Origin of the sequence: Lacticaseibacillus chiayiensis (assembly GCF_004123795.1) — a bacterium.
Classification (GTDB): domain Bacteria; phylum Bacillota; class Bacilli; order Lactobacillales; family Lactobacillaceae; genus Lacticaseibacillus; species Lacticaseibacillus chiayiensis.
In genome coordinates, this window is sequence record NZ_MSSM01000002.1 from 1 (window position 1) to 24846 (window position 24846).

The window sequence follows — 24846 nt, forward strand, 5'->3', positions numbered from 1 at the left end:
AGAAAACCTACGGATAAGTGGACAGATGACCTCGGGGTTGTTGCTCACAAAACGTTCGAATTGGTCGAATATTCGGACCACGAGACGAGGGCGATCTATTATGTCTAGCGGAATGAAACGTGTCGGATACGGATATGTAAGCCGAACAGAGCAATTAATCATTGAGAAGCTATCGAGAGAAGAGAAACACATGCAAGCAATTATCTACACGAAGCCGCACTGTCAAAAGTGTCGACGAACAATATTCAAGCTGTCACAAGTCATGCCAGTGCAAACTATCACAGCAGACGCGGACGACTACGAGCGGTTCCGGAAGCAAGGCTATCAGTCATTCCCAGTCGTAACGGTATATAAAGCGAACGGTACCCACGAAACATGGTGCGACTTGCAGGTTGACAAGATCAAACAATACACGGAAGACTAAGAGCTCGTACAAATGCGGGAGGTGTGGTGATATGTAATGGTTGAAAAAATCAAAAGTTTGCGGCATTTTTGGAAGCTACCTGAGAAACAGAGAAAAGCCATTATGTTGCTGTTTTCAGGGGCAATGACACAGGCAAAAATAGCAGAGGAAGTTCATGTCTCGCCGACCACTTTATCTACGTGGAAAACGCGCGAAGCTTTCAGGCTTGGGCAAGATGAATACACACGGTTTATGCTTCACGATTTGTCATCTGAGGCTGTGCTGACCATGAGAGAGCTGTTGAAGGCGAAATCTGAAATGGTTCGATATAATGCCGCTTCATACATCATCGAAAAGGTTATAAGCAGTAATGATGAGTTGAATAGACAACAGGCTCGCAAGTCCAAAGCTGAGGCTGACATCATGGAAGCCAAGGCCAAACGCGAAACGAGCGAAGACACGAGCAACATCACAATCAACATCAAGCCAATTCATCAAGACGGAGGCGATGACAGTGCAGATTAATATTGATCTGGATTCAATCGTCCCCAAAGCTTACGCACCGCTTTACAATGACAGAACACGCTACCTGACATACAAGGGCAGTCGTGGATCGCGCAAGTCTTTCTCTGTTGCCGAGGATGTGATTATGCAAATCATCATGCACCCCTATGTCAACTGGATTGTGCTCAGGCAGTACGCGTATACAAATAAGGATTCGACATACAGCACCATTCAACAGGCAGCCATGCGTCTTGGCGTTTATGATCTATTCAAGTTCACACTGTCACCACTGGAAATCACCTTTAAGCCAACCGGCCAGAAGGTGTTTTTTCGTGGCATGGATAAACCACTGGCCGTCACTTCATTGCAACCAACAACTGGTGTGCTCGCTCGTGCATGGTGGGAGGAAGCGTATGAGCTGAAATCGCTGGACGCATTCAAGACCGTTGAAGAAACCATGCGTGGTGAAATCGACGATCCTGATGGCTATTACCAGTCGATTATCACGTTCAACCCGTGGAGTGATCAGCATTGGCTAAAGCGTGAGTTCTTCGATGAAGACACAAAGAACCCACGATCTAAGTCGTTCACTACCACATACAAGGACAACCCATATCTTGATGATGACTATATCGCAAGCCTAAAAGACATGATCAAGCGCAATCCCAATCGTGCTCGTGTTGCCGTATACGGAGACTGGGGCATTGCAGAAGGGCTTGTGTTTGATGGACTGTTCGAGCAGCGTGACTTCAGTATGGAAGATATTGCAGCACTGCCAAAAGCGGTTGGCCTAGACTTTGGGTTCAAACATGACCCGACAGCAGGCGAGTTCATGGCAATCGATCAGCAGAACAGAGTCGTGTACATCTACGATGAATTCTACCAACAGGGAATGCTAACACAGCAGATTGCTGAGGCTATTGGACAACACAAAGGCTACGGCTTGCAGATAACGGCTGATAGTGCCGAGCAGAGGCTAATTTCTGAGCTGTCTGGTGTATATGGTGTACCGAACATCGTAGGCGCTGGCAAGGGAAAAGACAGCGTCTCACAGGGCATTCAATATATGCAATCGTATCACTTTGTTGTTCATCCCCGTGTCAAGGGACTGTTGGAAGAATTCAACACTTACGTTTATTCCAAAGACAAGTTTGACAACTGGACGAATACTCCAGTAGATGCGAATAACCATGCGATTGACGCATTGCGATATGCGATGGAGCCGTTCATGTTCAGAACTGCCGGCCATTACATGAGCAACCAAGAACGCATTCAGACAATCAAAAATTTAGGATTGGGGTGACATGATGGATCCATTTGAAGAATCAAACTTACTTTACCAAGAAGACATTACGAACCTCACTCCGGATCGGATCATGAAGTTCATTTTCCACCATCACGAGTATCAGCTTCCACGGCTGAAGAAGCTCGACCGATACTACAAGGGCCAGAACGAGGGTATTCTACAGCCACAATCACGGCGTATTGAAACCGGCAAGTCAGACCACAGAGCTGTTCACTCGTTCGGCAAGTACATCGCTGATTTCCAGACTGCCTACTCTGTTGGTAATCCAGTGAACGTGAAGCTTGATGAAGATGACAAGCGGCTCGACCAGATTACGCAAGTGAACGACTTTGACGCGCTCAACTACGATTTATTCCTCGACATGACGCGTTATGGACGCGCATACGAGTATGTTTACTACGGTAGTGACTCAATCGAGCATTGCGTTCGTCTTGATCCGCTTGATACGTTCGTCATCTACTCACTTGATGTTGATCCGCAGCCAATCATGGCTGTTCGGTACCATTCAGTTGAATTAGTTGACGATAACAACAAGACAATTATCAACATCATCCCCGAAACATGGACCGCAACGGAGCATGACGTTTACAAGCCGACCACGGTTGGCGGTGCAATGTACTTGGATCACAGCGAAATCATTCGCGTGTTCCCCGTTGTCGAGTATGACAACAATCGATTCCGAACTGGTGACTTCGAGCATGTGATTTCACTGATTGACCTTTACGATTCGGCCCAGTCAGACACAGCTAATTACATGACCGACCTGAATGATGCTCTTCTGGTCATTAGTGGCGATATTGATGCCTTATTCAACGGCAGTACGCTTCTAAGTGGTGTCGACCCTAACGATCCTGAGGCGATGAAAAAGCTCGCACAGGACAAGCTAGAGCTTATTAAAGAACAGAAAGACGCCAACATGCTGTTGCTCAAGTCTCGAATGACAGCAACCGGTCAGCAAACGAGCGTTGACGCAAAGTATATCAATAAGTCATATGACGTCAGCGGCACCGAGGCATACAAGAAACGCATTGCCGATGACATTCACAAGTTCAGCCATACACCAGACCTGACTGATAGCAACTTTGCGGCTAACGTTTCTGGTGTTGCGATGAAGTACAAGCTGCTTGGTACTGTCGAATTAGCAGCAATCAAGCGACGCATGTTTGAGAAATCACTGTACCAAAGATACTCAATCATATATGCACTCGATCAAAGCGTGTCAGGCGGCATGAAAACGGATCCTAATACGATTCAGTTCACGTTCCGTGACAATTTGCCAACAGATGACATCACGCAGATTCAAGCACTCGTTGCCGCTGGTGCGACGTTGCCGCAAGAGTATCTTTACAGATTCGCACCGGGAATCACTGATCCGCAAGAGGTTACTGACATGATTGCCAAACAACGAGCAAACAGCGATTACAGTGAGGATCTGACAAACAATGACGAAAACACCGAAGGAACGGATCAAAGCGTTCGCAGACAAGCAAGACAAGAAACACCGCCAGATAGCAAGTGATGTTGCCAAATACACCGCAGCATTCATGGCATTCTGGTATGCGTTCAATGAGAAACACGAAGACTACACACACGCTGACGATTCGCGTTACTACGATCCAGAACTGAAAGAGCAAGTTGACAGGGACGCACAAGAGGCCGGAGTTAAACAGAAATCAGTTGCCAACAACGATGAACTGCTGTCATATGCGGCCTATGTTTACGCAACAGCAGTGGCCATCAAGGTTGCTGATTATATCGGCACCACTCTTGGCGATTTGGCAAAGCAGACGGCCAAGCTGGGGTCATCAATTTACGGAAAACACATCAAAGCCGATTTATCAGTAATCAATAAGATGTTTGACGGTGCCACGTGGAGCGATCGTATTTGGTCAAATCAAGACGCCTTGCGCAGTGATCTCAAAAAGATGATGAAGAATGCACTACTGACACACAGCAACCCAATTACACAAAGCCCGGCGCTTCGCAAGAAGTTTGGTGTCATGAAGTATCAGTCAGACCGTATCATCAGAACGGAAAGCGATCGTGTCATGGCTCATCAGAGCATTGTGAATGCACGTGAAGCCGGCTATAAAAAGGTTGTATGGGTCATTAACTCAGGGGCGTGTGACATCTGCTTGCAACATAGCGGTGAGGTTTACACGTTGAAACAAGCCGAGGGGATGATACCAGCGCATCCAAACTGCCTTTGCTCATGGGCTGCATATGATACCGGTGATGAAGTAGACGAATAATACGTGACCTGAGCAAGTCCCTAAACTACTCAAAAATAATAGCGTGAAGTGATAGACGTGTGATCGTGGCTGGGCCTTATGGCGTGGCTGGGATCATTAAGCACGTCTATTCGTTTTGGGCTAAACAGGAGGAACCATCATGGCAGAAGAAACACAAACTCAAGAAGAAGTCGAGACAACTGAAACCACCACTCAGGCACCAGCCACATATACGCAGGCTCAGCTTGACAGCGAGGCCGATAGACGCGCAGCTAAGGCGCTGGAAACAGCCAAGGCTAAGTGGGAAGCAGAACAGGCTAAGGCGCTTGAGGAAGCCAAGAGTGAAGGCGCTCGGCTTGCAAAGATGACCGAAGATGAAAAGGCAAAAGAGGTTGAGAAACAGCGACAGGCAGAACTAGACAAGCGTGAGGCTGAACTCAATCAGCGCGAATTATCAACAAGTACCAAGTCACTATTGGTTGATAAAGGACTGCCGGCTGACTTTGCTGACCCGTTGGTTGCCCTCGGTGATGCTGACAAGATCAAGACGGCTGTTGAGAACATTCAAAAGACAATTCAGGAAACAGTCAACAAGCAGGTTGAAGCAAAGCTGCAAACTGACCCACCTAAGAATGGCGCTTCTGCCCTTGATGGTGCCGACGATCCATTCAAAAAAATCATGGCACAATACAAAAAGAAATAGGAGGTAGCTAATCATGGCTACAGAAAACAACAATTTACCAGTACGTCTTTATCAGAAACAGTTTATTGGCTTGATGCAAACCGTCTTCGGTATTCAAAGCACGTTCACCCCGACATTCGGTGCGTTGCAAGCACTCGATGGCATTCAAAACAACGCGATTGCGTTCAGTGTTAAGGCAAATGATGTGCCGGTTGCTGTTGGCACATACAACACTGACCCTAACGTTGCGTTTGGCAGCGGCACCAGCAACTCAAACCGCTTCGGGCCAATGAAAGAGATCATCTATGGTGACATCGATGTACCGTATTCCTTCGGCTGGAGTTTCAACGAAGGCATCGACCAGCTAACTGTCAACAACGATCTGAATGCCGCAGTGGCTGACCGTCTGAACTTGCAAGCGCAAGCTAAGACACGGCTGTTCAACGGCAAGCTGGGCGCCTACTTGGTTGATAGTGCTGCAGCTGATCTTGGTGCAGTTGATGATGTGAACAAGGTGTTTGAGGAAGCTTCCGAACGCTACACCGACTTGGAAGTAGTTGTTCCAGTACGCGCATACGTGACTGCCGAAGTTTACAACGCAATCATCGATCATCAGTTGGTAACCAGCTACAAAGGTTCTGCTGTGAACATTGATGAAAACGGCATCGTTCGTTTCCGTGACATTGTTGTTACCAAGACGCCTACCCGTTACATGGCTGGCAAGTCTATCATCTTCGCACCTGATAACGTTGGCCGCGCATTCACCGGCATCAACGTTGTTCGGACGATTCAATCCGAGAACTTTGCTGGTGTTGCTTTGCAAGGTGCCGGTAAGGCCGGCCAGTGGATCAGCGATGACAACCGTCAGGCAATCTTCACTGCTGGTACGTCAGCAACCACCACGACTTCGACTGTGAAGCCGACCACCACGACTACTACTTCGCACGCTTAACAATTGATGCAAGTCGCCTATCGAAATGGGACAGTACGGGAAACCGGGCGGCTGATTGGAGGACAGAATGAAGCTTATTTTGTGTCAACCCGCTATCAAGCGTTTTGAATGGGAGCTGGAAGTCTGCCTAACCAATCTGCGAAGTGTCGGGTTTGACATGAAAGATGTCGTTTTGCTCTTCACTGTGCATGATTCTAAGGTGCCAGAAACGCTTTCTATTAAATATGGTGTAGAAGTACACACGTATACCGACAAGCGCACAGACAAGCGATATATCCCGTCTGTGAAGCCTTGGCTTTGGTGGCAATATCTCGCTGAAGACCCCGAACGTGAGAATGAGGACTATTTCTACTTTGATAGTGACGTCATCTTCCGTAAACGGCCAGACTTCCGCAAGCTAAAAGCAAAGCCTGATCGCTGGTTGTGTAGCAATACTCTCAGCTATATCAGCGTTGACTATATCAAGCAATGCGAACATGGAGAAGAAATCCTGAAACGCATGGCTGATATTGTCGGGGTTACGGTAGCCTCGCTTGAGACAATCAACCGTAATTCTGGTGGTGCTCAGTGGATTATCAGCCACCCTTCGGCTGAGTACTGGCGGAAGGTGTACGTCGACAGCAACCGACTGTGGCAATACTTGCAAACGGTCGACAGCAATATCCAAAAATGGACTGCAGAAATGTGGGCGCAACTTTGGAACATGATGTACTTCAATATCGGTCCCGTCATCAGTGACGAGCTCGATTTTTGTTGGGCTACTGATCCATTAAAGCGATGGAACGAAACTAAAATCATGCACAATGCTGGCGTGACTGTTGATGACAAACGGCTGTTCTTCAAAGGGCAGTATGTAAACCGAACACCATTTGATGATGATTTGAGCTTCGTTGACAAGTCAAAGTGCTCATACAAGTATGTGCAAGCAGTAAAGGCGGTGAAATGATGGCTGATTCAGATACAAAGGAAGATATTTTGGCAAGTGTTAAGCTTCGCATCGGTTTGACTGATACGTTGCAAGATAACTTGTTGAATGATTTGATTGATGACGCCACAGCGCGTGTACTGACGTATATCAACCAAGACGGTATTGTCAATCAGACTGTGCCAGATGCAGTTGCATGGGTAATCAAGGACATTGTGGTGAAGATGTATAACCGCATCGGAGACGAAGGTAAGCAAAGTGGCACCGAGGGCAACGTATCCAACACATGGGAAGCAATAGATTTGTCTAAGTATGCTGACGCTCTCGATGTCTACCGTGAGTCATCGCAAAGCCGCCGACCGGGGATGAGATTCGTATGAGATACAATAATCGAATCACCCTCATTAGGAAGGTACCGCCCGCTGATCCGTTGCATGACAGACCGACAGAGACGCGAGAGACGGTAACTTGCCTGACAATCCCAATCACCAGTGCACAAGAACTGTCTGTATACGGTCTTGTGAACACCATGGCCTATGAGATTCACGTAAAGAACCCAGTAAAGCCTGTGAATGAAATCGAGCTTGACGGTGTCAAATGGACAATCAACAAGACATTCGTTAACCGCAAGTCAACGGTATTCATCGTGTCTGGAGGTGCAAGCAATGGCTAATACCAATGTCACGTGGTCAGGTCTCGATAAATTGATGGAAGAACTAAGCGCAACAGCCGGAGCGACTATTGATGCCGCCGCCTCAGCAATGAAAACAACTACCGGCCAAGTTCAAGCAACAGCTAAACAGGTGGCACCAAAAAGAACCGGATACATGGCAAACAATATTAGTGTTGAGCCAGTCAAGAAGACAGCGACCTCTGTCACGGGAACTGTAGATGCCAAGGCTGATTATTCATCTTTTGTGGAATTTGGCACCTACAAAATGTCAGCCGAGCCATTCATTCGTCCAGCCGTTTCAGCAGCACAATCGTTTTTCATTAAAACGACAATGGACAAGCTAAAGGAGGCGGCAACGTTCAAATGACACTCTCTCAATGGTACGAAGATGTGCAAACTCAATTGATCGCTGATGGCCTCAACCCTGTATTCGTTCAGCCGGACGCTAAGAGCACGTTGCCACTGGTTTTCGTGAACGTTCATGTTGATGCTGATATGTCATCTAAGACAGGGACACTTTCGAGTGTAGGCCAACAGATTGACATATACGATAGCATCGACACACCACCAGCTGAATGGGAAGACTTCGTTCGCAAAGTGAAATGGTCACTCAGTAAGGTGACACGGTGGCATTCACTAACGGCATCTAATTCAATCGACACAAGCATGGGCGAGAGCACACCATTACGCCGCTGCATGCTTCTCATTACTTTAGAAGGAGATTATTAATTATGGCAGAACCAGTAAACAACGGTGTCCAGTTCGTAAAAGATACCCCATATCGTGGCAAGGATGTTTGGTACTTTATCCAATCGACAGATCCTAAAGTAGCACCCATTGGCAGTCCTGCAATCTTGCCAGCTCATCAAGAGTCTGGTGATACAAGCATTGAAGGTGATTCTCTTGATGAACAAACCAAGATGGGCCGCGTTGTAGCAGCATCAACCAATGAAGATAGTATTGAGCTAACGAGTTACATGGTACCTGGGGACACCGCAAACGACATCATTATTGATGCTAAGCACAATGGCCGGCAAGTTAAGGTATGGCGTGTCATTGTTGATGAACGTCTGGCCGTTGTAGAAGGCGACCACAAGGCTTACCCAGCAATGTTTGGTTATGGTGTTGTTGACAGCGCCGACATTTCTGACGAAGACAGTTTCTCAGAGATGGATTTCACTTTGAACATCATTGGTAAGCTGGCAGACAAGAACGCTGACGGGACACCTGGCACTTTCCCGTTGTCTGATGCACAGGTAGCAGCGCTTGGCGAATTGTACGACTACGAACGCCCAGGCGAAAAAGAAGGAGAGTTTGCTGACAGTGCAGTAACATCGACCACCACAAGCTCATCTACCACCACAACCACTTCGCACGCTTAATTAATCACACACAGAGACGAGTAGGCAACGGCCGATCTGAGACGACAATCTAGGAGGATATTCATGTTAGAAATTCAAGTAAAGAACGAAAAAGTCGAATTAAAGTTTAATTTTAAGGCACTATTTCGAGCTAACAAATTATTTAGTTCACAGCCAAACGCAAATGATGGTGCAAGTAGCATTTGGTTAGGTTTTGTAACTGGTGATGTGACAGCATTATTTAATGCAATTAAGGCGATGTTGCCGGAAAAATACACTGATGCAGATATTATTTCTGCAATTGATGAACAGCCAGATCCTGATGCCTTTTATGATGAAGTAGTTGAGGAATTGCACAAGTCGGCTTTTTTCCGACGCGAGATGAAACAATGGCTGAAATTGAACGAGAAATACGGAATCTCGCTGATGGAAAAGAAAAACATGACAGCAGAGGAAAAGGGCAAGAAGGCACTGCTGAAAGATACCCTGGAAGAAGTCAAGAAGAGTCTCTCTTAACCGACTTTGCTCGTCACGGAATATATGATCCTGATATGCCTTTTCGATTATATTTTTGGGAGGCTCGCTCAGTCTTGGAAGGGTCTTTTTTGCGTGATGTCGATATGCGCCGCGATTTGATGGAACTTGCCGTCAATATTGCCAATGTCCAGAATGCTAAGAATCCTAAACGATCCGTTAAAACTGGGTACAAGAATATTGATAAGGCCGAACAAAAGATAATCAATCGCAATGGCAACGGGACTGTAAGAAAGCCTGATGTAGAAATGATTAGGAAACTCAATGCTGCATTTGGAGGTGGTAGCTAATGGCAAACGTTGTCGCATCATTCACTGCTGATATTGGCGGATATCAGAGTGCAATGAAACAATTGAAAGGCGAGACTGCGAGCGCCACGGATAGCGCTTCCAGTTCCGTTTTAGGCGGTGGAAAATCATTTCTGAAAATGGGAGCTTTGGCCGGAATTGGCGCCGGAGTTGTCACAAAAGCCCTGCAGACGATGGGGTCTATGACAACATCAATTGTCAGTCGTTTCGATACACTCAACAATGCTAATCGTACTTTTAAAAATATGGGATTCGCTACTACAGACACCAAAAAAGCGATGAGCGGCCTTAACGATTCAATCATGGGACTTCCAACTAGTCTGGACCAAGCTGTTCAAGGAATGGAATTAATGGCAGCATCAACTGGTGACGTTCAAAAAGGACAAAAAGTGTTCAGCGCTGTCAATGATGCGGTATTAGGTTTTGGCGGTTCTTCAGCGCAAGCAAGCTCTGCTGTTCAACAATTATCGCAAGACTTATCAAGTGGCACAATCACTGCTGCAACATGGAATTCTATGATCAACGATGGCATGGGTCCAGCCCTAAAAGCATTGGCAAAGTCCATGGGAATGACTTCTGGTCAACTGAAAGATGCTCTATCGAACGGAAAAGTTAGTGCTGATCAATTTTCTGAAGCACTGATCAATATGGACAAAAACGGTGGCGGTGGAATGCAATCGCTCCATAAGATTGCCCTTGACTCTACCGCCGGCATTTCATCGTCTTTTGCGAACTTAAAGACTGCCGTTGTGCGTGGTTCTGCAAACATGCTGACGGTGGTTGATAATTTCATTAAATCTGTTACTGGGACTAACATTTCGGGCTGGATAAAACAAGCAGCGAGCGCTGTCACTGCAGGAATGGCGATTGCTTCTAATGCGATCAAGTCGTTCACGCCAGTAGCAAAGTCAATATTTGACACTTTAAAGTCAATTGTTGCTTGGGTAGGACAAAACAAAGATTGGCTCTTGCCGCTAGTAGCATCAGTATCAGCATTCAAGAGTGTCATAACCGTGGTTGGAGTTGCAAAAAACGCATTTTCTGCTTTTGGAAACGCGTTGGAAGTAGGCGGACTTCTCACCAGAATTGTATCTGGTAGCAAGGACGCTGCTGCTGGGCTTAGCTTGATGGCTCAGAATAGTAAGATTGCAGCAGCGGCTCAGAAGGTTCTTCAAGCTGTTTCGGCAGCAAATCCTTGGGTACTGTTGGTTGCGGCTATTGCCGCAGTCGTTGCAGGCCTAGTTTACTTCTTCACCAAAACAAAAACGGGCCAAAAAATATGGTCTGAATTTGTTTCTGGCCTAAAGAGCATGTGGAACGGCCTTGCTTCATTCTTTAGCGGCCTCTGGAGTGGCATAACTAAAACCTTCAACAATGCCGCTAAGGGAGTTCAAAACGGATGGAATTCGACCAAATCCTTCTTTGGAAATCTATGGAGTGGCATTACAAGCGGTGCACAATCAGCTTGGAGCGGTACTGTAAGCGGTGCACAATCGGCTTGGAGTGGTTTAGGATCGTTCTTCTCCGGCCTGTGGAGTGGCATTACAAGCGGTGCCAGTGAAGCGTGGAATGGATTGTCTTCGTTCTTATCAAGCAGTTGGTCTAGCGTTTCCAGCACGGCTTCTTCAATATGGGACGGTATAAGTTCATTCTTTTCCGGACTTTGGAATGGTATTGTGACTATTGCTACCGCTGTTTGGGGAACGTTTGGATCATCGTTAACGTCTATCTGGAATGGTATTGTTCAGGTTGCCTCTGGTGTTTTCAATATGCTAAAGGCAGTAATTATGGGACCGATTCTGCTAGTGCTTGACTTGATTGACGGCGGTTGGAACAAGCTGGGATCAGACTTGCAACTAATTTGGACAAGTATCGTATCTGCCGCGTCCCAGATTTGGAACGGTCTTGTAACTTACTTCTCAGGCATTTGGAGCCTAATCTCAACATTTGCTGTTACAGAGTGGAACGCGCTTGTTGCTACCATTGAAGGCATATGGACAAGTTTCATAACTGGTGCTACAGCGGTCTGGTCAACGTTGGTGCTTTTCTTTACCAGCTTGTGGGACGGTATCGTGTCATATGCAGAAGCAGCATGGACTAGCTTTACATCGTTTTTATCAGGCGTCTGGAATGCAATTGTTAGCACCGCAGAGGGCATTTGGAACGCGCTTCCTGGTTTCTTCTCTGGATTATGGAATGGGATAGTATCGTATGCGCAAGGCGCTTGGAATAGTGTTGCTTCTTTTCTTTCAGGCTTATGGAGTGGCACAGTTAGCACCGCAGAGGGCATATGGAATGCTCTTCCTGGTTTCTTCTCTGGACTGTGGAGCGGCATCGCTTCCTTCTTCTCGTCAGCGTGGAGTAGCATCAGCTCAATTGTAATGGGAGCCGCAAGCAACATTGTGAATGGAGCCAGAAGCGTTTGGAGTGGTTTTAAAGGAATTGTGTCCAATGTTGTGAATGGGATTCGGAATGGATTCAATGCACTAAGGAATATCAATCTGCTTGACGCTGGTCGTGCTATCATGGACAGCTTTTTCAGCGGATTAACTGCCGCTTGGAGCAAGGTTCAATCATTTGTTGGCGGGATTGCTTCTTGGATTCGCCAACATAAGGGTCCTATTAGCTATGATGCTAAACTCTTGATCCCTGCCGGTAATGCAATCATGGGTGGCTTGAATCAAGGACTGCAAAAGTCATTCGGGGCTGTTCAAAAGACGGTTTCCGGTATGGCAAGCGATATTTCTGACAATATGTCGGCTAACATCAGCAACTTGTCAAACGCGGGCGCGCAGTTCAGCTCTGGAGACGTCACTCAGTCAATTGATGCCAGCGAACGGATCACGCCAAATATCTACGTTCAGAACAACGTTGATAAGAATGGTATTAACAGCATGGTCAAGGAAGTGGACGCTAATGACGCAGCCGTTAGCAGCTACTTCCGGCCGATTGGAGGGTAGTACATGGACCTATTAGTTGAAAAGCTTGATGGTAGCCGATACTACCTGAGCCAATATAAGGTACTGATTACTGAATTTGAGGAATCGGCACCATCAGTCACTCGAAACAATATGCAACTTGATCAGCGGAATGGCAATATTGATTTTGGAGGCTGGCATAAAGACAAGACAATCAACATTACTGGTTACTACCGTGCTGACGACATGGACGAAGAAGAAATACTTCGTGAGAAGTTGTATGCGCTACTTTCAGACCCAGACGGGTATTATATCACCCAGCTAAAAACAACGCCCAGTGTGGCGATGGAACGGCCGGGTGAGACGTCTGGTGGGTACTATGATAGGCTGAGCGACTATCCGTCCCACAAGCGGTTTCTAGTTTATACAGAGGCTCCTGAGATGGAGCTGGTTGGCAACGTCAATGGGACACTTTTATATAAGCTAACTGCCGAATTTAAGACAATTAAGTTGCCTTACGGCGAAACGCCACAGGCCAATATTGATGTTAGCAGCAACGTCCCATACCGAGGGACAGTTCCATGCAATCAGCTCGAACAAGGGTTCACCGTTCAGCTAACTGCGACCGGTTCAGCTTCGTCATTGTCGTTCAAAATCGATGACACTGAGCTGACGTCTAGCAACGTTGTTGCCGCTGGAGACGTGATCTTATTGAACGGATTTAGTTACACACAAAATGGGCTAAGCATCGTCAGCAAGACGAACAAGGCCTATTTTATTTTGCAACCAGATAAGCCAAACCGAATCACATGCAACGTTCCTGGGACCGTCAAGATCCTTGGCTTCCAAAATTTGTACGCATAGGAGGCGTGATTATTGATTACATTCACAGACGTTGAGAATAATGAATATCAGGCCCAGTGCGAGATCGAGAAGACAGATGCAGTGAATGGCGAGAAGTCCCTCTCTGGCACAATTTATTTTGGCCAAGACGTCAAAGACAACATCAGCAAAGGATGGACGCTGTCTTTCCTTGATGAAGACTACGTTGTTGTGACCTACACCAAGAATGACAAGGACAACACAATCACCTTCAGCGCGGTTCAGGCATTCTTCTACAAGATGAGCAAGACCGGTTTCTACGAGACTTGGAATGGGTCGCACCCGTTTGCAGCTTATCTTGATGCTTTGTTTGCTGGAACTGGTTATACGTACGACAACACGGCCTCGGTTACAGCTTTTGAAAAACAAGATTGGGGCATGTCTGATCGCCTGACACTGTTCAATGACATCATCGATCAAGCAAACGTTGAGTTCTCTGTTTATGGCACAGTGGTTCATGTTGTCCCAGCTATGGGATCAGACCTGTCAACCGTTGTCCGCAAAAAGTTCAATCTTGACACAGCAGAGATTCAAACGGATAACACCAATTTTGCCACCTATGGCCGTGGATATGGTGCATACAGCAAGCCAAACGACACCACAAGCCAACGCTTAGAAGTTGAGTACAAATCGCCGCTATATGATTACTATTATCCAAAGTTCGGTGCAATTGAAGCGGTACCGGTTGCTGACGAGCGCTATACGGTTGCCGACAATTTGCTTGCTGCTGTGAAAGATAAAGTTGACAAGAGCTGGGCAATTTCGCTCACGCTTAACCTCGTTGATCTACAATCTGTCGGCTACAAATACGCGATGGCAAACCCCGGTGACTACATTACGGTGATTGATGAGAGCCTTAATTTCAGTGATAAGGTTCGAATCATCAAAGTAACCAGTGATTATGACATTCGCGGCACACGAACCAAAACGGAAGTTGAATGTGGTAGCCTGTCATTTTCAGAACAGCAGAAGACATCACAATCAACACTGTCTAACGTAGCTGCCGGCAAGATTCCAGTGCCTAATGAATGGCTAACATCTCAAGTCCAGCTTGCAACAAACAGTCTTCTTGCCGCACGAACAGAACTCAGGTTCACTGATCAAGGAATAATCGCTGTTGACAAGTCGGACTCAAACAAAGTTGTGATTCTCAATAGTGCTGGTCTGGGCGTGTCTACTGATGGTGGTCAAACATTCAAAAGCGCCGTCACTGCCGATGGTGTGGTCGCTGATCGGCTATTCGGTAACCTCATTTCTGGTATCACCTACGAAACGGAAGACCCGAAAAGCCACTACATGATTCGCCTAAAAGGTGGAGCTATGGAGCTGTACAAGGGTAGTCAACTAATCGGCGGTATCAACCAAATGATAACCGGTACTGACATCAATAACCATGACGGTAACACGCTCAGGTTGGCACAAACAGACGGCAACGGTACAAGTGTCGGCGTTATCACCATTCCTACGACCTCGACGCAAAGTAAGCCGCTGGTTCAGATTAACGCTAAGATAGATTCCGACCTTAACTTCTCTGGCGGGGGCTCGATTAATGCCGAAAACAAGCTGTGGCTTTCCTCTCTGGAAAAGGTCAACATTGGGGCAACCGACCCATCAACTGGGGTTGTGACTGCACGCCTCGCCGTCACGAGTTCTGAGACTGATGTGTGGGGAAATTTCAATGTATACAGCGGATCTAAAAACGCTGTGCAGGTTACACGTGATGGCCTTCGTGCCACGCCTGCATATGAGCTGGCAGAAAACTATGTCGGTGATATTGGCGAGAGTAAAACGGGAGAAGACAAAACAGTGCGAGTGGACATTGATCCACTCGTTTTTGATTTGATTAACACGGATAAGCCCTACCAAGTATTCTTGACAGCTTACAGTGATGCGCATTTCTGGGTTTCCGAACGTGGCAAGGACTACTTCATCGTTTCGTCAGATAGTTCTGATTCAGCATTTGGTTGGGAACTGAAAGGTAAGCGTCGAGGGTTTGAGGATCAGCGCCTCGTTGATACAAAAGACACTTATGAAGATTTGGAAAAAATGGAGGGACTGATACCCAATGGCAATCAGAACTTACAAAGTAACTCTTGATTCAAAAAATGCCATCGCACCTGAGCCTGTATATTTGCGTCAGGGGGACAAAACGGGTGCTGTGGTGATTGATGCCACGCTGATGGACAATGGCGCTCCAGTGTCTCTTAGCGGCCTTACACCAATGTTCAAAGCTAACACGGCTGATGGTCAAGCTGTAATCGCTGATAGTACGGGGTTTAGCATCGTTAATGTTTCAGGCGGTGAATTCACTTATCAAGTTCCAAATGCTCTTGCATCTGTCGCTGGAAAAATTAATACTGCCTATTTTAGTTTGTCTGATGCTTCGGGATCAGAATCAACGTTCAATGTTCCTTTTGTCGTTTCTGCGGCAATTGACATTACACAAAAACAGGCTCAGGACTATATAACAATAATCGATGGCACGCTCAATTCACTAAGCGATAAAATGGACGCATTACAAATCGATTTTAATACGATCATTAAAAATTACAGCAAGGGAAACTTTTACAACAAATCCGAGACTGACAGCAAAGACGCTGCGACACTAGCTAGTGCAAAAGAATTTTCAAGCTATGGTGATTCAGCTACACTGACGGAATCCAAAGCATACACTGACAATTCAGTTTCTGGAATTGTATCTATACCAGAGGCTTTTGCTGATCTTGCTGCAATTCAAGCAAAATATCCGAATGGTGCCAACGGGATCATGGTGGCAGCCGATAACGGGCACAAGTACATCTGGACAAATGGAACATGGACAGATGCCGGTGTTTATCAATCTGCTGGGATTGCTGACAATCAAAAGGATGCAATTCGTCAGTATATACTGAACTCCGATAACTTAATCAATAATGGCTATTTTGTAGATGGCGATATTAGCGCCTTGATAGTTAATTCTGCCGCTTCCAAAAAGTGGGTTTACACCGACGGAATGGACTTCGCTAACGTCATTGGTGATCGCAAGAGTGGCGATGGCAACATGGACGCTTACTTTACCTTGACTAAGGCAGACCAACGTTTAGGTTCATTGGCATACGAAGCGTTCGATTTCAGTTTTGATATTTTATCTCAAAGTGCTTTGCGTTTTGATGTGTTCATGGATTTAGTGACGGCAACTGGCATTTACCGAACGGTACTCAAGCACAATTTAACGCTAGAAGCAGGCATTCATCATCATGTTCATGTCATGACGCCACAAGTAAACGAAGTAAATCCGCAAGGCTTGGAAGTTACGAGCGTTAATATTGGCTTATCACCGCTTGACGATTCGGTAGATTACAACATTGGCTTGTGCAAAATTACACGGTTTTCGTTGCCAACTAATTTGACTGACGATCAGCCGCTTGCGTACAAAGTCAACAAAATGCACAATTTGTTTCCCGACCAGGGATTATTAACGCATAAGGTAAACGAGCTTCAATGTAACAATGGTAATTTCTCTTATGCTGATTTGAATGGTAAACGTTTCGCTAAATTCACTTATACTGGTAGCAACGGCTGGTATGATGTTTTTTCAACAATTGATGCTGGCAAGCGTCCTGAACTTTTACAAGACTTGCTTAATCATCAGCACCGCTATGAGTTCAACGGATACGTTAAAGCAGACACTGATGTTAAACTTTCAGTTGACGTCTTCACGAACGATGGCAACGTTCAACGTGTTACATTTGGATATGCGCATTTAACCGCAGAAGAAATGAGCAATCTTTCGTTCGTTATTCCTAAGTTAAATACATTTGGCCTTGTCAATCTTGCCAATGTAACGATTATTGATTTTGTCATTTCAAATCTTTCTGCAACTGATATGTGGGTCAACGATATTAGAATTGACACTCGTCAAGCACGTGAAGAAGCGACTGGCAAAAACTATCTGCCTACTTCAATTGAAGAAATTCTTGAACAAGGTTACCTCAAGTGTGGTAATGGTCTTTACATTGCTCATAACCACACAGATGGGATTGACTGGCTGACTATCAACCCTAACCAAAACAACATTAATGGCAACCGAGATATTATGATCCATTTTGCAAATCCAGCAGATATGGATAAAACCAATACGATTAACTGGCAACAATTGTTACTCAAATTCATTGCCAATGCAACAAAACAAACAGCACTTACAATGCGAATTGATGTTATTGACAATGATCCAACAAAGAACGTTACAATTCCATTAGGAAAAAAACAGCTTCTTGCTTCAATTGACAGTAACATTGAATTCTTAATGCCTATCATCAGTAACGTTGCAAGTATTGATATGTCTACGGTTTCAGCAATTAATTTTGTCATTAACTTTGATAATAATGACAAGGACTTCGTTCTTATGATGTCCGATTTATCTCTTAAGAACGTTCCTAATGATGTAAACGACCCTGATGCTATCTTTACTACGAATACTTTTAATCGTTACGGTGGCAACAGCTTATTCATTCAAAACGACGTTTCAAAAGATTTTGAATATTATGACAACCGTCCTGCTTTGCATATCCACTCGGAAAAAACAGGTATCAACAGCGATATTGCATTTAACCAGCGACCGACTGATATTCCAAACATGTTTGATAACCCAACCGAATTTAAGACAACAATTGCTACTGATATAACAAGCAGTTGGAGCGTATTTGTTGATATGCAAGCCGCTGACGGTAACTACATTAGTCATTACATTCTTGCTAATTTTAAAATCGTGGCAGGCGATCCAAAAACAGTTGATGTTATCATTCCAGCATTGAATCAGTTATCAAATAACAAAGCCGTTTCTGCCAACATTGGCTTGCACAATGATATGCCAACGGATAAAATGTCATATCATTTGTCCGACTTTTCTTTTTACAAAGTTAATGCTTCTTCTGATGACAAAAATTCAGGCACGGCTAATAATGCCAACGCTTTGCCGATTGTAAAGCTATATGGTGATGTACCAGCAAGTGGTACTGACAAAACAACTAACCGGTTCATTTACCAAGATGGAACGTATATTATCAACGGTTATACCAAAACTTCGTGGCAAGGACAGTCTTCGCAAAGCCTACCTAAAAAATCTTACAAGTTTAAGCCGTACACCGATGCTACGATGAAAACCAAATTGCCAATGCAGATAGACCCTAAGTTTGCACCAGCAAGTGATTTTGTTTTGAAAGCATTCTACAACGATCCTACCTTATCGCTTGATAACATTGGCAATGAAATCATGCACGATCTTGCGGCTTCGCGAAAAACGTTCTCTCCAGATTTGAACAGCACAGCTTATCTTGGTCAATGCTATGGCAAACCAGTTGAATTGTACTTCAACGATAATTACCAAGGGTTATATTTCTTCCGGAGCGGTGCTAAAGAAGCTACGTATGGTGTCGATGGTAAAGATACAACCAAGTTTGTTATTGAAGGTGAAAGCGAAAAAGGCGCAGCTATGTTCCAAGCTCCAGCAGTCACCAAATGGGGCGATGGTACAGGAGATGGCCTTGAAGTTGAATTTGAGCCTAATATTCCTGACACCTTAACAGATGACCAAAAAGCTAAGTTCAATGCCTTTGTTAAAATGGTCAATGACGGTAATATTGAGACGTTCAAAGCTAACACTTTGCAAACATCTGTTGAAGCCGCAATTGATTACATTATTTTCTACAACTTGATGGGCAGCGTTGATTCATGTGGACGCAATCTGGAATGGGTAACGTGGGACAACGGCGATCACTTCACTGTCATACCATATGATCTTGACCAGATGTTCTTCAATGACTACAACGGAATTGGCCGTGCAGATACAAATGTTAATGCTTTCCCAGTTGTCCAAATGCGATTTGGAACAACTCATAACAAGTATTTTGATCTGATTGCACAGGCTTATCCACAACAGCTAAATGATCGTTATTATGAATTGCGCAAAACCATCATGCGTGAAGATAACATCATTAAGCGCTTCACAGATTATGGGTCTCATATTGGCATTGCTAACTACAATAAAGAAGTAGCAAAATGGCCTATTGCAGGACGCCTTGTAAATTACCAATATCTGCAAAGCATTGTCTATGACCGCTTCAAGCTTGTTGATACTCAATTTGCGGCATTTATTGCGCCACTCTTGAGTTAGGAGGTGATGACAATGCTAAATAAAATTAGAGATCACCCAACACACGCAGCACTCGCCATTGGCATGGTTGCCATTGGTTTGTTTCTAATCATCAATGACCATTATTTCATCTGGCCCCCACACTACTCTGACTGGTTAAACGATGACATTGTGGGGTTTTTGTTTGTTGTTGACGGACTCGGAATTGGGGGTTGGGTGCTATGGGAAGAACAGTCGGCAGTAATCAATCGTATGTTGCTCACAACTACCAGTTTTTTGATGTCATTCCTGACAATGCTTCAATTCCTGACAACAATCTCAACTGGAATCTACACATGTTGGATCAGCAATGCGATCATAACAGCCTTCGTGCTGATTCTGGCGCGAAGGAGTGACAGCCGTGACAGCAGCGATAACCAAAGCAATAGTTGATTCTGCTCCATACATTGCCGGTATAGCATCGGCCGTTATTGCCTACTTGACATACCGCGAGGGTAAACGGAAAAACAGGCATGATGAGCTTGAGGATATGAATGACAGATTACGCGCAGAAAATGACCGCTTGAGACGTGAGAATGAACGCCTCAGAAAGGAAAACAATCATGAATAATTGGACAGATCTTGTAGTATCACTTGCAGTAGCAGCAGTCCCAATCATTGGGGCTTGGATTTCAAAACAGTTGCTGGCTAACAAGCAGGCACTCACTTTGGTAAAGGTATTAGGCCCATTGGCAAACGCGGCCGTAACTGCGGCAGAACAGCTCGGTGTGACACAGGCGATTGATGGTGCGGTCAAGAAATCGACTGCCATTCAAGCAGTTAAAGATGGTTTGAAGTCGCTTGGCTTCACCAGCACAGACGAGCAGACAATTGCCAACGCAGTTGAACAGTCCTACGCGGACTTGAAAGACAGCCTAGCAGAAACCTATCCACAAAAGACAGTTGATCAGGAAGCATCTAATCAAGACAAGGTAGCTGCCGCAGCTCAAACAGCAGCAGATGCAGTTAAGGCTCAAATGGCACCGGATTCTGTTGCTCCACAGAAATAAGGAGGGCCCATGAAATTTAAAACTAAACTAATTACTTTGGTAGTCGCCTTTTTGGCGGCTATTTCTTTTGCCCTGCCATCACATGTCAATGCGGCAAAGGGTGATCAGGGACCTGATTGGTCAAAGTATCAGGGAGCAAGTGGACGATACGGCACCGATCAAGATAAGTTCGTCATCGCTCAGATTGGTGGCACTTACGGTGGCACTTACATCGATCAGTGGACGTACGATAGCCAAATTGCCAGTGCCAAGGCAGCAGGAAAACGTGTGCATAGCTACATCTGGTATGGTGTTGGTGCAAGTAGCCAGTTGGGGTTAGAAGCACTTGACCGTTATATGCCTCGTATCAAAGCGCAGACACCAAAGGGAAGCATCGTTGCTTTGGACTACGAAGATGGTGCTTCTGGCAATATGGCAGCTAATACGGATGCAATTTTAGCTGGCATGCGGCGCATTCGTTCAGAAGGCTACACGCCCATGTATTACAGTTACAAGCCATATACATTGGCACACGTCGATTATCAGCGTATCCTGAAAGAATTTCCTAACAGCCTTTGGATTGCTGCTTACCGTGATTATCTACCAACTACCAAACCAGACTACGGTTATTTCCCGAGTATGGATGGGGTAGCTATTTGGCAGTACACGAGCGCATTTGGGCTGTCGCAAGGCCTCGATGGTAACGTTGATCTGCTTGGTGTGACCGATAATGGATACTCGAAGCAGCCAGCAACTCCGTCGGTGCCTGTAACACCGGCACCAAGCCAACCAGCGAAATCGAATGCAGCCAGTGATACCGACTATGCGCAAACTGGTGTTTTCAAACCTTCCACGACTGTTAACATCCGCACCGGTGCTGGTACCGGATATGCATCCGTTGGTAGCTATGCACCCGGTGAAAGTGTGATTTATGATCACGTGTATATCCGTGGCACATATGTTTGGGCACGTTATCTCAGCTACTCAGGCAGGTATCGTTATGTTGCCTTGGGCGTGAATGGTGGGGAGAGCTATGGCTCGCGTTCGTCTGGATATACTTCGCTGGTAAGCCACACGTACTACACAGTCCGCTATGGTGACAGCTTCTGGAGCACTTCCAGAAAGTATGGCATCAGCATGTACACGTTAGCCGCTAACAACGGCAAATCAATCTACAGCGTCATTCATCCAGGTGAAAGCCTATATATCAGGTAACAAATAGTCCTCTGCTCGCTAACGCGGGTGGAGGGCTTTTTTTGTGCATAAAATGCGAAATTTAACCAAAATATGGAAAGAAAATGGAACACATATATTCAAAAGCTATTAGGTCAATAAATGCAACGATTGAGTGGGAATAGACAGAATCGGCTTATAAACGCCGGTATATCAGCGTTTTGATGACTGCCTAACCCGTTCGTGCAACTATCGTGCAACTTCTGGTGCAAGTCCAGCGGTAACACCGTTGTTTTGAACCTGCGCTACGTCTGATTTAGCGGTCGAAATTTCGACTAGACCATTCAGCCGTTTGGCGGCCTCGAAGTTCATATTCGGATATAAATGCCCGTAAGTTCCGAGCGTCGTCTGAATATCTTCATGACCGAGGCGTTCTTTAATCACCAGTGGGTTCTCACCCAGACTGATCAATAGCGAAGCATGTGAATGCCGTAAAGCATGAACGCGGATGCGATGTACTCCTGCCAGAGCTGCATGCCGCTTAATGATTCGCATGACCAGATCGCGGCGAGTAGGAACGCCGTTGAACGATAGAACAAAATCAGTTTTACACTCAAGCGCTTGTGCTTTCTTCCAATCGGAGAGAAGCTCAAGCGTTTTTGCGTCCAGTGGAATCGTGCGATTGCTGGCTTTGGTCTTCGGTGTGGAGAAGGAGTAGTTCGTGTAGCTGCGTAACCACAGCGTCTTGTTGATCCGAACTGTGCCTTCCTCAAAGTCGATGTCGTCCCATTGCAGGGCGGTTGCTTCACCGATGCGCATACCAGTCATAAACAGAAACCACAGGGTGAAGAAGCAGAAGTGCTGGTAGAAGTCTTCGATATAGAAGGTCTTAATGACCGCCTCGAATTCTTCCTTCGTCCAGAAGTCCACTTGGTTCTTCACTTTCTTGACGTTGCCGACAGTCTTAGTAGGGTTCTCGTTCATGAAGTCGAGTACAATGGCTCGTTGAAAGACGCGCGATAGCATGCATTGGACTAATCGGGTGTAGCTTTTACTTACTTGACAGGTCATTTGGTTCTGCCATTTCTGTATGTCCACCGGCTTAATCTTGTCCATGTACATGTGCTCAAACATCTTGAAGTGCTTCAAACTGGAACGCCGACTGTCGAAGGTTTGCGGCTTGACTTGGTTCTTGTACCACGGAAGAAAGAATTCTTCCCAGAATTGTTTGAATTGAATGTGTTGTTGGTCACGTTCCGCGACAACTTCCTCTACACCGCCACCGACCATTTCCTTGTAGGCTTTGCGTGCATCACGACGGGTCGTGAAGCCACCAACCTGCTTCTGGATCTTCTCGCCTGTTTTAGGGTCAACACCGAGGTAAGCGCGGAAGTAGAAAGTACCATTCTTGCGTGTTTTGATTGGGTCTTTAGTTGTAGCCATGTTTTATTTCTCCTTTGGTGCTTCGGAGTGCATGGTTTTGGCGAGTTCTGCCAACGTGCGCGTGCTAATTTGGAGACCCAGTATTTCTTCAACAGCAGTTACCGGTACGCGTCCGAGCTTCGGGCTTTTGTAGTAGGGAACACCTTTGCGCACCATCAGCAGCTTAGCGCGTCTAATAATGTCCTGTGCGCGTGAGGCACCATACCCAAGAGCAATCAGTTCGTGTTTCGTCATCGTGATCACGTGAACCATATTCTTCTCCTTTCTGGGGAGCACGGATCGTACCGATGCTCCAGTCTACCATCCAAAAGTTACGTGCAACAATACCTAGTGCAAAAAATAATAAAGTGATTCGTCATCATTCAGCCCGGTCCCAACCGGCTATCGAGGAACTAAATACGATCCTCTCTCCCTTGTTTCGTCAGGGTGACGTGCAAGTGTCCGGCTCACTGGGTTAATCGCTCGCTCGTGGGAGGTCGTGGCGTTGCGGAGCCTTCGTTGTTGAATGATTCTATTCGGTTGTCAAAGGACATAGCGGACAAAAGAAAATCCCGCTTCTGTATATACAGACAGCGGGAACGGGTCCAGATGAAACCAAAACCATAAAAAATTTGAAACGAGTTATTTACGACAAAATCTTGAACTTAACGGTGTAGGCAGTTGCTCTAAGTGTTCAGCAACATTGAAGCGCTGAATGCTAAATACAAACTTGATTTGAAGCTCTTGCCTTAAATCGGGATCGACATAGCTTTTTCCGTATGCAGCCTCGCGATCGAAATCGTGGCTGAACATATCGAGTAGTTGGGACATTGCCTCGTCGTCTCCGTCCTGCGCTGCCAAGATAACCGGGATCAGGTTATCGACCTCTGTATAATGCATCGAACACTCCTCCGTATTCACTACATGTTTTCGTATGCCTTCTTAATGCGTAAAAGTGCCCGGCGGCGCCTTTTGTTCACGCCTTGACTAGTTTTGCCAATATGACTGCCAATTTCTACGTCGTTCAGTTCGGAATAGTAGTATTGATACAACACCATCTTATCAGGTGTAGAGAGGGTTGCAACCGCGTTGGCAAGGCGCTCATTTTCGATGAATGATTCGAGATGGGCAACTTCGTCTTCGGTCAGAAGAAAGTCAGATAGATGGGATGGTTCGACGATTTCCTCTAATAACCAGTCCTCAAGCGGCGTTTCCTTAACATCTCTGAGGTGCTTTCGGTAAATGTTGATTCGCTCGTTACGAAGCACACGTTGCATATATCGGACAAACATTTTTGACACTTCACGCTCACTACTCATGAATACAGCCTCCCTAGATTTGCAGAAAATTAGTTACACTTATACAGACCGAATTTGAGCGTGGCGGTGAAACCAAAACGTTAAATTAGGTAACT

Annotated in this window: 27 protein-coding genes; 23 read left to right on the plus strand and 4 right to left on the minus strand. The window is 45.7% G+C overall.

Features of this window, described 5'->3' with window-relative positions; genetic code table 11:
• Positions 1-100 precede the first annotated feature (100 nt).
• The 23 genes from BVJ53_RS00970 to BVJ53_RS01080 all read left to right on the plus strand — a co-directional run bounded on the left by BVJ53_RS00970 (position 101) and on the right by BVJ53_RS01080 (position 22052).
• Positions 101-424: a thioredoxin domain-containing protein gene (locus BVJ53_RS00970; RefSeq protein ID WP_129300757.1), complete on the plus strand. Its 324-nt coding sequence runs from the start codon at positions 101-103 to the stop codon at positions 422-424.
• A 36-nt stretch (positions 425-460) separates the two neighbouring features.
• Complete coding sequence (locus BVJ53_RS00975) at positions 461-928, plus strand: phBC6A51 family helix-turn-helix protein (RefSeq protein ID WP_129300758.1); 468 nt, start codon at positions 461-463, stop codon at positions 926-928.
• Complete coding sequence (locus BVJ53_RS00980) at positions 912-2210, plus strand: PBSX family phage terminase large subunit (RefSeq protein WP_033573197.1); 1299 nt, start codon at positions 912-914, stop codon at positions 2208-2210. The genes BVJ53_RS00975 and BVJ53_RS00980 overlap by 17 nt, the downstream gene beginning before the upstream one ends.
• Position 2211: 1 nt before the next feature.
• Positions 2212-3732, plus strand: a complete 1521-nt coding sequence (locus BVJ53_RS00985; protein WP_129300759.1) for a phage portal protein — start codon at positions 2212-2214, stop codon at positions 3730-3732.
• Positions 3656-4465 carry a structural protein gene (locus BVJ53_RS00990; protein ID WP_238150120.1) on the plus strand — a complete coding sequence of 270 codons (810 nt, stop codon included), beginning with the start codon at positions 3656-3658 and terminating at the stop codon, positions 4463-4465. The genes BVJ53_RS00985 and BVJ53_RS00990 overlap by 77 nt, the downstream gene beginning before the upstream one ends.
• Positions 4466-4604: 139 nt before the next feature.
• On the plus strand, positions 4605-5147 hold the full coding sequence (locus tag BVJ53_RS00995) for a DUF4355 domain-containing protein (protein ID WP_129300760.1): 543 nt from the start codon (positions 4605-4607) through the stop codon (positions 5145-5147).
• Between the two features lie 13 nt (positions 5148-5160).
• Entirely contained in the window at positions 5161-6078 is a 918-nt protein-coding gene (locus BVJ53_RS01000) for a phage capsid protein (RefSeq protein ID WP_129300761.1), read from the plus strand.
• Between the two features lie 67 nt (positions 6079-6145).
• Complete coding sequence (locus tag BVJ53_RS01005) at positions 6146-7024, plus strand: hypothetical protein (RefSeq protein ID WP_129300762.1); 879 nt, start codon at positions 6146-6148, stop codon at positions 7022-7024.
• Positions 7024-7383 (plus strand): phage head-tail connector protein, encoded by a 360-nt coding sequence (locus BVJ53_RS01010; RefSeq protein WP_129300763.1) that lies wholly within the window; start codon positions 7024-7026, stop codon positions 7381-7383. Before BVJ53_RS01005 ends, BVJ53_RS01010 begins: the two co-directional genes overlap by 1 nt.
• On the plus strand, positions 7380-7676 hold the full coding sequence (locus BVJ53_RS01015) for a hypothetical protein (RefSeq protein ID WP_129300764.1): 297 nt from the start codon (positions 7380-7382) through the stop codon (positions 7674-7676). The genes BVJ53_RS01010 and BVJ53_RS01015 overlap by 4 nt, the downstream gene beginning before the upstream one ends.
• Entirely contained in the window at positions 7669-8043 is a 375-nt protein-coding gene (locus BVJ53_RS01020; protein ID WP_129300765.1) for an HK97-gp10 family putative phage morphogenesis protein, read from the plus strand. Before BVJ53_RS01015 ends, BVJ53_RS01020 begins: the two co-directional genes overlap by 8 nt.
• The gene (locus BVJ53_RS01025) at positions 8040-8405 is read left to right on the plus strand and encodes a hypothetical protein (RefSeq protein WP_129300766.1); all 366 of its coding nucleotides are present in this window, start codon (positions 8040-8042) and stop codon (positions 8403-8405) included. The genes BVJ53_RS01020 and BVJ53_RS01025 overlap by 4 nt, the downstream gene beginning before the upstream one ends.
• A gap of 2 nt (positions 8406-8407) precedes the next feature.
• The gene (locus tag BVJ53_RS01030) at positions 8408-9058 is read left to right on the plus strand and encodes a phage major tail protein, TP901-1 family (RefSeq protein WP_129300767.1); all 651 of its coding nucleotides are present in this window, start codon (positions 8408-8410) and stop codon (positions 9056-9058) included.
• 63 nt (positions 9059-9121) lie between these two features.
• Positions 9122-9553, plus strand: a complete 432-nt coding sequence (locus BVJ53_RS01035) for a tail assembly chaperone (protein ID WP_129300768.1) — start codon at positions 9122-9124, stop codon at positions 9551-9553.
• Positions 9554-9627: 74 nt separating this feature from the next.
• Complete coding sequence (locus tag BVJ53_RS01040; RefSeq protein ID WP_238150121.1) at positions 9628-9861, plus strand: hypothetical protein; 234 nt, start codon at positions 9628-9630, stop codon at positions 9859-9861.
• Positions 9861-12839 carry a tape measure protein gene (locus BVJ53_RS01045; protein ID WP_238150122.1) on the plus strand — a complete coding sequence of 993 codons (2979 nt, stop codon included), beginning with the start codon at positions 9861-9863 and terminating at the stop codon, positions 12837-12839. Before BVJ53_RS01040 ends, BVJ53_RS01045 begins: the two co-directional genes overlap by 1 nt.
• A 3-nt stretch (positions 12840-12842) precedes the next feature.
• Positions 12843-13661 carry a phage tail domain-containing protein gene (locus tag BVJ53_RS01050; protein ID WP_129300769.1) on the plus strand — a complete coding sequence of 273 codons (819 nt, stop codon included), beginning with the start codon at positions 12843-12845 and terminating at the stop codon, positions 13659-13661.
• A gap of 12 nt (positions 13662-13673) precedes the next feature.
• On the plus strand, positions 13674-15776 hold the full coding sequence (locus BVJ53_RS01055) for a phage tail protein (protein WP_129300770.1): 2103 nt from the start codon (positions 13674-13676) through the stop codon (positions 15774-15776).
• Entirely contained in the window at positions 15745-19830 is a 4086-nt protein-coding gene (locus BVJ53_RS01060; protein ID WP_129300771.1) for a CotH kinase family protein, read from the plus strand. The genes BVJ53_RS01055 and BVJ53_RS01060 overlap by 32 nt, the downstream gene beginning before the upstream one ends.
• A gap of 12 nt (positions 19831-19842) precedes the next feature.
• The gene (locus BVJ53_RS01065) at positions 19843-20241 is read left to right on the plus strand and encodes a hypothetical protein (RefSeq protein ID WP_129300772.1); all 399 of its coding nucleotides are present in this window, start codon (positions 19843-19845) and stop codon (positions 20239-20241) included.
• Positions 20210-20419, plus strand: coding sequence for a hypothetical protein (locus BVJ53_RS15280; RefSeq protein ID WP_129300773.1), 210 nt, complete (start codon positions 20210-20212; stop codon positions 20417-20419). The genes BVJ53_RS01065 and BVJ53_RS15280 overlap by 32 nt, the downstream gene beginning before the upstream one ends.
• Positions 20412-20858 carry a phage holin gene (locus tag BVJ53_RS01075; protein WP_129300774.1) on the plus strand — a complete coding sequence of 149 codons (447 nt, stop codon included), beginning with the start codon at positions 20412-20414 and terminating at the stop codon, positions 20856-20858. Before BVJ53_RS15280 ends, BVJ53_RS01075 begins: the two co-directional genes overlap by 8 nt.
• Before the next feature lie 9 nt (positions 20859-20867).
• Positions 20868-22052 carry a GH25 family lysozyme gene (locus BVJ53_RS01080; protein WP_129300775.1) on the plus strand — a complete coding sequence of 395 codons (1185 nt, stop codon included), beginning with the start codon at positions 20868-20870 and terminating at the stop codon, positions 22050-22052.
• A 207-nt stretch (positions 22053-22259) separates the two neighbouring features.
• Here the strand turns inward: BVJ53_RS01080 and BVJ53_RS01085 are convergent, their stop codons facing one another.
• The 4 genes from BVJ53_RS01085 to BVJ53_RS01100 form a co-directional block, all read right to left on the minus strand.
• The gene (locus BVJ53_RS01085) at positions 22260-23453 is read right to left on the minus strand and encodes a site-specific integrase (RefSeq protein WP_129300776.1); all 1194 of its coding nucleotides are present in this window, start codon (positions 23451-23453) and stop codon (positions 22260-22262) included.
• Positions 23454-23456: 3 nt separating this feature from the next.
• Entirely contained in the window at positions 23457-23705 is a 249-nt protein-coding gene (locus tag BVJ53_RS01090) for a DUF3173 family protein (protein WP_129300777.1), read from the minus strand.
• A gap of 369 nt (positions 23706-24074) precedes the next feature.
• Complete coding sequence (locus BVJ53_RS01095) at positions 24075-24332, minus strand: helix-turn-helix domain-containing protein (RefSeq protein WP_129300778.1); 258 nt, start codon at positions 24330-24332, stop codon at positions 24075-24077.
• A 20-nt stretch (positions 24333-24352) separates the two neighbouring features.
• Entirely contained in the window at positions 24353-24751 is a 399-nt protein-coding gene (locus BVJ53_RS01100; protein WP_129300779.1) for an RNA polymerase sigma factor, read from the minus strand.
• Positions 24752-24846: the final 95 nt, after the last annotated feature.

Coding starts and splice junctions, on each gene's coding strand:
- BVJ53_RS01065 (WP_129300772.1), top strand. CDS start 19,843: ATGCTAAATAAAATTAGAGATCACCCAACACACGCAGCACTCGCCATT.
- BVJ53_RS01075 (WP_129300774.1), top strand. CDS start 20,412: ATGAATAATTGGACAGATCTTGTAGTATCACTTGCAGTAGCAGCAGTC.
- BVJ53_RS01050 (WP_129300769.1), top strand. CDS start 12,843: ATGGACCTATTAGTTGAAAAGCTTGATGGTAGCCGATACTACCTGAGC.
- BVJ53_RS01090 (WP_129300777.1), bottom strand. CDS start 23,705: ATGGTTCACGTGATCACGATGACGAAACACGAACTGATTGCTCTTGGG.
- BVJ53_RS01030 (WP_129300767.1), top strand. CDS start 8,408: ATGGCAGAACCAGTAAACAACGGTGTCCAGTTCGTAAAAGATACCCCA.
- BVJ53_RS01025 (WP_129300766.1), top strand. CDS start 8,040: ATGACACTCTCTCAATGGTACGAAGATGTGCAAACTCAATTGATCGCT.
- BVJ53_RS01100 (WP_129300779.1), bottom strand. CDS start 24,751: ATGAGTAGTGAGCGTGAAGTGTCAAAAATGTTTGTCCGATATATGCAA.
- BVJ53_RS00975 (WP_129300758.1), top strand. CDS start 461: ATGGTTGAAAAAATCAAAAGTTTGCGGCATTTTTGGAAGCTACCTGAG.
- BVJ53_RS01085 (WP_129300776.1), bottom strand. CDS start 23,453: ATGGCTACAACTAAAGACCCAATCAAAACACGCAAGAATGGTACTTTC.
- BVJ53_RS00985 (WP_129300759.1), top strand. CDS start 2,212: ATGATGGATCCATTTGAAGAATCAAACTTACTTTACCAAGAAGACATT.
- BVJ53_RS01045 (WP_238150122.1), top strand. CDS start 9,861: ATGGCAAACGTTGTCGCATCATTCACTGCTGATATTGGCGGATATCAG.
- BVJ53_RS01015 (WP_129300764.1), top strand. CDS start 7,380: ATGAGATACAATAATCGAATCACCCTCATTAGGAAGGTACCGCCCGCT.
- BVJ53_RS01010 (WP_129300763.1), top strand. CDS start 7,024: ATGGCTGATTCAGATACAAAGGAAGATATTTTGGCAAGTGTTAAGCTT.
- BVJ53_RS01020 (WP_129300765.1), top strand. CDS start 7,669: ATGGCTAATACCAATGTCACGTGGTCAGGTCTCGATAAATTGATGGAA.
- BVJ53_RS00970 (WP_129300757.1), top strand. CDS start 101: ATGTCTAGCGGAATGAAACGTGTCGGATACGGATATGTAAGCCGAACA.
- BVJ53_RS01060 (WP_129300771.1), top strand. CDS start 15,745: ATGGCAATCAGAACTTACAAAGTAACTCTTGATTCAAAAAATGCCATC.
- BVJ53_RS01005 (WP_129300762.1), top strand. CDS start 6,146: ATGAAGCTTATTTTGTGTCAACCCGCTATCAAGCGTTTTGAATGGGAG.
- BVJ53_RS00990 (WP_238150120.1), top strand. CDS start 3,656: ATGACGAAAACACCGAAGGAACGGATCAAAGCGTTCGCAGACAAGCAA.
- BVJ53_RS01035 (WP_129300768.1), top strand. CDS start 9,122: ATGTTAGAAATTCAAGTAAAGAACGAAAAAGTCGAATTAAAGTTTAAT.
- BVJ53_RS01080 (WP_129300775.1), top strand. CDS start 20,868: ATGAAATTTAAAACTAAACTAATTACTTTGGTAGTCGCCTTTTTGGCG.
- BVJ53_RS00980 (WP_033573197.1), top strand. CDS start 912: ATGACAGTGCAGATTAATATTGATCTGGATTCAATCGTCCCCAAAGCT.
- BVJ53_RS01000 (WP_129300761.1), top strand. CDS start 5,161: ATGGCTACAGAAAACAACAATTTACCAGTACGTCTTTATCAGAAACAG.
- BVJ53_RS00995 (WP_129300760.1), top strand. CDS start 4,605: ATGGCAGAAGAAACACAAACTCAAGAAGAAGTCGAGACAACTGAAACC.
- BVJ53_RS01095 (WP_129300778.1), bottom strand. CDS start 24,332: ATGCATTATACAGAGGTCGATAACCTGATCCCGGTTATCTTGGCAGCG.